This is a genomic window from Limnohabitans sp. Rim8 (assembly GCF_943326455.1).
GTDB lineage: Bacteria > Pseudomonadota > Gammaproteobacteria > Burkholderiales > Burkholderiaceae_C > Limnohabitans_A.
Genome location: NZ_CALPTI020000043.1, coordinates 1 through 5287 on the forward strand (window position 1 = coordinate 1; position 5287 = coordinate 5287).

Sequence of the window (5287 nt, forward strand, 5' to 3'; positions counted from 1 at the left end):
CGGATGTCGTGCACCGTCTGCACATGGCCCGACTCCTCGCCCTTGAACCACAGTTTGTTGCGCGAGCGGCTGAAATACACCGCCCTTTTCAGCTCGGCCGTCTTTTGCAAAGCCTCGCGGTTCATCCAGGCGAACATCAGCACGTCGCCAGTGTCTTTTTCTTGGGCGATCACAGGCACCAAGCCTTTGTCGTCCCATTTGATTTGATCGAGCCAGTTCATAGGGGAGTGATCTTAAGACATTGGGGTGTCAGGACAGCAGGCGCACCCGATAGCACCACGAAACCAGCTACACCAGCGTCTTATCAGGTTGCACAAAACATCCATTGGTTGCAAAATACAACCCATTAAGGAGAAGCACCATGGCTGTTGCAATGAAACTGTCTGACGAGTTGGTTGAAGACGCCAAACCCTACGCGGCGGCCGAGCACCGCTCTGTGCCCAAGCAAATTGAATATTGGGCGCGCATCGGCAAAGCCGTGATCGACAACCCCGACATGCCTTTGCGCCTGATCCAAGACACCATGCTCTCGCGTGAAGAAGTCAAAGCCGGACTGGCTGCGCCTTATGAGTTTGGCTGATGCTGAAAGTCAGCGCCTCGCCATCGTTCAACCGGGTGGCCAAAAAAATTCACGCCCGCGACAAAAAAATACTGGATGAAGCCATCAAAGCCATTCTTCAGAATCCGCAGCTGGGCGATGAAAAGAAAGGCGACCTCGCGGGTGTGTTCGTCTACAAATTCAAATTGAACGGCCAAGAAACCCTGCTGGCTTATGAACTGCAACCGCACAAATCAGCCCCTACTGAAGCCCTGCTGCTGGCGGTCGGTCCGCATGAAAATTTCTATGCGGGGTTGAAGCGTTGATGGGCTATGGCTGACTTGTGCATGAACACACTGTGGGGGTCTTCCGTGTAGGTGCCGAACGGACCTCGACGGCTGTAGCCAAGTCGCTCATACAAAGCGATGGCTTCGGGTTGAAGGTAACCCGTTTCGAGCATGAAAAGATGGCAGCCGCGGGCTTGGGCCTCTGCTTCCAGAAATAGCAGAAGCGAACGGGCGATGCCTCTGCCGCGGTGGCTGGGCAGCGTGAACATTCTCTTGAGCTCACCATAAGCGGGCTCGAGCACGATGGCCCCACAAGCCACCGCATGGCCCCATTCATCGCGTGCGACCGCGAAAAGAACATTCGGCTGCGACAGGGCAGCCATGTCGATCCCGTGGTGACTCTCTGCTGGATAAAGCGGCTTCTGGTAAGCGTCCAGCTGCTCAATGAGCGCAAGAACTTCGGGCTGGTTGGCGGGCTCTATGGCGATGAGCATCAGGTCTTTTTCATGCGGTCTCTTGGCAGCCCTGCTGCTTGACGACCCGTTCGGTGGAGGCAGGGAACTTGCTCAACTTGTCTGCAGGACGACGAGGACGGGCCAACAGCTCACCCCCGCAGTTGGGGCACTTGCCGGCCAGCACACTCTCTGCACATGCCGCGCAGAAGGTGCATTCGAAAGAGCAAATGCGCGCTTGTGTGGAATCGGGGGGAAGGTCTTTGTCGCAGCATTCGCAACTTGGGCGCAATTGAAGCATGGTGTGATCCTCTGTTCAGTTAGTTGGCCATCACCGCGCATACCACTCAAGTCGCTCTTGAAGGGTACCCGTGTGCAACTCAAACAGATTGTTATCGAAATCGTAGAAATACAAAGAGCGCCCTTCTCCCTCCACACGCGGACGTGGGGGCTTCACCTCCACACCAGCGGCGATCAAGCGGCTTTCGTAAATCGCAAGTTCATCGTCATCGACGGCAAACGCCACATGGCGGTACGAACGCTCAAGCGGCTCGCCCTGCATAAACGCCAACCAAACACCACCGAGCAGGAAAAACTTTTCACGCGACAAGGAGAACTGACGATCTTTGCTGTCATAGACCTCCACAGCACCCAAGGCCTGACTGAACAACGCTGCGGAGCGCTCAAGGTCACGCACGATGAAGGTGAGATGACTGACGCCTCGTATGGTCATGTGACTCCTAACTTTGAAACAGTTCGGTGCACAGCAAAGATTGCAAAGCGGCACGTATAAGCGCTTCACTTTCAAGGATATCTTGGTTGCTGGATCGCTCGGGCTCGATTGACCGTAGACATGGGTTGGTGCATAAGGTTGCTGTGTAAAGCCTGTCGTTAATGCTGAACCACTAGCTTCAAATTTCAAACCTAGGTACACCCGTGCTAATGATTAGGACTGGCCAGCACTTGACTCAAGCTGTTGAATGAGGCCATTCATCTCAACAAGAATTTCCTCGATCTGGGGGCCAGCATATCCTCCTCGTGTGTGTTCCAGAAACTTCAGGCTATCGATCTTTATTAGCTCGAGTTTCGTTTGGAGTACATTGAATTTCAACTGCACAATTGACTGATTCAATTGCATCTCATGGATTTGAGATTGCTTAGACACTTCACCACGCGTGCTTTGCATCTCATTTAGCTGTGCAGTGAAATCGTCTCGTTGAAGCTTGATCTCCCGTTGCTGGAGAAGAATAGTAAAAACGAGACCAGCAAATCCGAGACCCGTGAACAGCGATGTCACAGCGCCGTAGGAATCACCAAAAACACCTCGATCTTGTGGGCTGGTTAAGTGCGGCGCCAGCTTTTCAGGGAGCCACACCCAGATTGCCACCACGGCGACAATGAGTACGAACAGAACCAATAATGACACCGCCCAATGATCAAGACGACTCTTGCCTTGCTGCATACAACTCCTCTCGTTCATGTTTGACGCCTAACTTTGATGTGGATAACAAACCAGCCAATATGACTGGGAGTCAGCAGAAAACATGGCCGCAACATTGGCAAAAAGTCGTTTGACACCATGGGGTACCTCTCGGCCTGACCGCAACTACTAGAAAAGGCATCCTTAAACTCTACTTCGCTTTTGTCTGTCAAGGGGTTGCTGTACCCAGCGTGAGGCATTTAAATATAGCACTATAGATTTAATTAATAAATTTATTTTTATATTTTCAAAACAAAAATACGATCCCTCGCCACGAAACTGGGAGGACCGATGTTCCAACTGCACCGGGTTGTGATCTGTCAGCGAAAGGTTAAAGGTGGCTGATTAAAACCTAACCTGAATCCCCCGCTCCCGCATCCGCACTTTGGCCTGCTGCACGGTGTACTCACCGTAATGGAAGATGCTCGCGGCCAGCACCGCATCCGCGCCGCCGATGCTCACGCCATCGGCCAGGTGGTCGAGGTTGCCCACGCCGCCCGAGGCAATCACGGGCACGCTCACCGCGTCGCTCACGGCGCGTGTCAGCTGCAAGTCAAAGCCGCTTTTGGTGCCGTCGCGGTCCATGCTGGTGAGCAGGATTTCGCCCGCACCGTACTCGGCCATTTGGGTGGCCCAGGCCACCGCATCCAGGCCCACGTTTTTGCGGCCGCCGTGGCTGTAAACGTCCCAGCCGGGGCCCATGGGCAAACCGTGGGTGCCGATCCGTTGCTCGTCCTCAGCGGTGCGGCGCTTGGCGTCGATGGCCACCACGATGCATTGCGCACCGTATTTGGCCGATGCGTCACGGATGACCTGCGGGTTGGCAATCGCGGCGGAGTTGAAGCTGGTTTTGTCGGCCCCTGCATTGAGCAAGCGGCGCACGTCTTCCACGGTGCGCACACCGCCACCCACCGTCAGCGGAATGAAGACCTGGCTGGCCACGGCTTCGATGATGTGCAGGATCACGTCACGCCCGTCGCTGGTGGCGGTGATGTCCAAAAACGTGAGTTCGTCAGCGCCCTGCTCGTTGTAGCGGGCGGCGATTTCCACCGGGTCTCCGGCGTCGCGCAGTTCGACAAAGTTGACGCCCTTGACCACGCGACCGCCGGTCACGTCGAGGCAAGGGATGATGCGTTTGGCGAGCATGGCGATTTCTCTTTTGGGGGGTTATTCAAGGGTTCTGGACTTGCAAGCGCTGCCAGCCCGCCCAGCGCCCGCCCGCAGGCAAGGTGATGGGCGCATAGACCTGCGCGGCTTCGACGCACAACATGTGGCGCCAACCATCGTCGGGCATGTCGGCCAGGCGCTTGCACAGGTCTTGCGCGGGGTTCCAGACCACGGTGTTGGCCCAGCTGGGGCTTTGGCGGATCTGCAAGCTGCCGTTCAGCGTCATGGGTTGTGGCCCGGCCTCGTACACGCGGTCAAATTCGGCGGCAAAGCGCAGCGTGTCGGCGGCTGGCGCATGGCGGTCGGTGAGCGAGTCCCATTCGGGCTGGCCGCCCAGGCCCTGCAGCGTGGCCTGCGTCACGTCGGGCACGGCCAGATAGGTGTGCAGCGCGCCAGAGAATGCCATCGGCCGTGTGTCGGTGTTGTGCACGTTCAGCGTCAGCTGCAGTGCGCCAGGGCTCAGATCGATGTGCAGCTGCGCCTCAAAGGCCTGGGGCCACCAGGCGCGGGTCTGGGCGCTGTCCGCCAGGCGCAGGGTCAGTTGGGCGCGGTCCGAAGACAGCATCGGGGCATCGGCCTGCCAGGCCACGTGGCGCGCAAAGCCGTGTTTGGGCAGGCGCTCGGCCAGGGGGCCGCGTTGGTTGAACTGCGGAAAGCACACCGGCACGCCACCGCGAATGGCGGCCTGGCCGTCCAAAATGCTTTGGGGGCTGAGGTACAGGCGCTCTTGCCCGCCCGACAACCAAGACAGCACATGCGCACCGTGCAGCGTCACCAGCAAGCGGTCGCCTTGCGGCAGGCTCAGCTCTCGGGCGGGCAGGCCGGCGAACGCGGTGTCGCGACAGGTGGCCTGGGCGCTCATGAGAAAAGGATGGGAAAGGGTCAGCCGTTGAGCTCGTCGGCGCGTTGCTGCGCCTGCGCAAAGTCCAGGTCGCCCGAGTACACGGCGCGGCCGCAGATCACGCCTTCCACTCCTTCGTCTTCCACGGCGCACAGCTGCTCGATGTCGGCCATGTTGGACAGGCCGCCCGAGGCGATCACGGGAATCGTCAGGGCCTGGGCCAGTTTGACGGTGGCATCGATGTTGATGCCGCTCAGCATGCCGTCACGGCCGATGTCGGTGTAGATGATGGACTCGACGCCCCAGTCTTCGAACTTCTTGGCCAGGTCCACCACTTCGTGGCCCGTGAGCTTGCTCCAGCCGTCGGTGGCCACTTTGCCGTCTTTGGCGTCTAGGCCGACGATGATGTGGCCGCCAAAGGCGGTGCAGGCGTCTTTCAAAAAGCCGGGGTTCTTGACGGCGGCGGTGCCGATGATGACGTAGCGCAGGCCGCTGTCGATGTATTTTTCAATCGTGTCCAGA

10 protein-coding genes are annotated in these 5287 nt (G+C 57.9%); 2 read left to right on the top strand and 8 right to left on the bottom strand.

The features are described 5' to 3' along the window. Positions 1 to 221 (bottom strand): phosphoribosyl-AMP cyclohydrolase (locus tag Q1M54_RS16295; RefSeq protein WP_300559553.1); only part of this gene is annotated, 221 nt, incomplete at its 3' end. A gap of 140 nt (positions 222 to 361) precedes the next feature. On the opposite strand from Q1M54_RS16295, the gene Q1M54_RS16300 reads away from it, so the two are divergent. Next, on the top strand, positions 362 to 580 hold the full coding sequence (locus Q1M54_RS16300; RefSeq protein ID WP_300559557.1) for a hypothetical protein: 219 nt from the start codon (positions 362 to 364) through the stop codon (positions 578 to 580). Further along, positions 580 to 864, top strand: coding sequence for a type II toxin-antitoxin system RelE/ParE family toxin (locus tag Q1M54_RS16305; protein ID WP_300559560.1), 285 nt, complete (start codon positions 580 to 582; stop codon positions 862 to 864). Before Q1M54_RS16300 ends, Q1M54_RS16305 begins: the two co-directional genes overlap by 1 nt. Here Q1M54_RS16305 and Q1M54_RS16310 read toward each other — a convergent pair. The 7 genes from Q1M54_RS16310 to Q1M54_RS16340 all read right to left on the bottom strand — a co-directional run. After that, positions 843 to 1319 (bottom strand): GNAT family N-acetyltransferase, encoded by a 477-nt coding sequence (locus tag Q1M54_RS16310; RefSeq protein WP_300559563.1) that lies wholly within the window; start codon positions 1317 to 1319, stop codon positions 843 to 845. The genes Q1M54_RS16305 and Q1M54_RS16310 overlap by 22 nt on opposite strands. 10 nt (positions 1320 to 1329) lie before the next feature. Then, positions 1330 to 1578 carry a DUF1272 domain-containing protein gene (locus Q1M54_RS16315; protein ID WP_300559565.1) on the bottom strand — a complete coding sequence of 83 codons (249 nt, stop codon included), beginning with the start codon at positions 1576 to 1578 and terminating at the stop codon, positions 1330 to 1332. A 30-nt stretch (positions 1579 to 1608) separates the two neighbouring features. Further along, positions 1609 to 2010, bottom strand: a complete 402-nt coding sequence (gene fosX, locus Q1M54_RS16320; protein ID WP_300559568.1) for a FosX/FosE/FosI family fosfomycin resistance hydrolase — start codon at positions 2008 to 2010, stop codon at positions 1609 to 1611. Between the two features lie 213 nt (positions 2011 to 2223). Continuing rightward, positions 2224 to 2739: a hypothetical protein gene (locus Q1M54_RS16325; RefSeq protein WP_300559571.1), complete on the bottom strand. Its 516-nt coding sequence runs from the start codon at positions 2737 to 2739 to the stop codon at positions 2224 to 2226. A gap of 363 nt (positions 2740 to 3102) precedes the next feature. Beyond that, complete coding sequence (hisF, locus tag Q1M54_RS16330; RefSeq protein WP_300559574.1) at positions 3103 to 3903, bottom strand: imidazole glycerol phosphate synthase subunit HisF; 801 nt, start codon at positions 3901 to 3903, stop codon at positions 3103 to 3105. Between the two features lie 25 nt (positions 3904 to 3928). Then, positions 3929 to 4786, bottom strand: a complete 858-nt coding sequence (locus Q1M54_RS16335; RefSeq protein WP_300559577.1) for a D-hexose-6-phosphate mutarotase — start codon at positions 4784 to 4786, stop codon at positions 3929 to 3931. Positions 4787 to 4806: 20 nt separating this feature from the next. After that, positions 4807 to 5287: HisA/HisF-related TIM barrel protein (locus Q1M54_RS16340; protein WP_300559580.1), on the bottom strand; the 481-nt coding region annotated here is incomplete at its 5' end.

Excerpts from the sequence above, each read along its gene's own strand:
- Q1M54_RS16315 (WP_300559565.1), bottom strand. The coding sequence starts at position 1,578 with ATGCTTCAATTGCGCCCAAGTTGCGAATGCTGCGACAAAGACCTTCCC.
- Q1M54_RS16310 (WP_300559563.1), bottom strand. The coding sequence starts at position 1,319 with ATGCTCATCGCCATAGAGCCCGCCAACCAGCCCGAAGTTCTTGCGCTC.
- Q1M54_RS16305 (WP_300559560.1), top strand. The coding sequence starts at position 580 with ATGCTGAAAGTCAGCGCCTCGCCATCGTTCAACCGGGTGGCCAAAAAA.
- hisF (WP_300559574.1), bottom strand. The coding sequence starts at position 3,903 with ATGCTCGCCAAACGCATCATCCCTTGCCTCGACGTGACCGGCGGTCGC.
- Q1M54_RS16335 (WP_300559577.1), bottom strand. The coding sequence starts at position 4,786 with ATGAGCGCCCAGGCCACCTGTCGCGACACCGCGTTCGCCGGCCTGCCC.
- Q1M54_RS16325 (WP_300559571.1), bottom strand. The coding sequence starts at position 2,739 with ATGCAGCAAGGCAAGAGTCGTCTTGATCATTGGGCGGTGTCATTATTG.
- Q1M54_RS16300 (WP_300559557.1), top strand. The coding sequence starts at position 362 with ATGGCTGTTGCAATGAAACTGTCTGACGAGTTGGTTGAAGACGCCAAA.
- fosX (WP_300559568.1), bottom strand. The coding sequence starts at position 2,010 with ATGACCATACGAGGCGTCAGTCATCTCACCTTCATCGTGCGTGACCTT.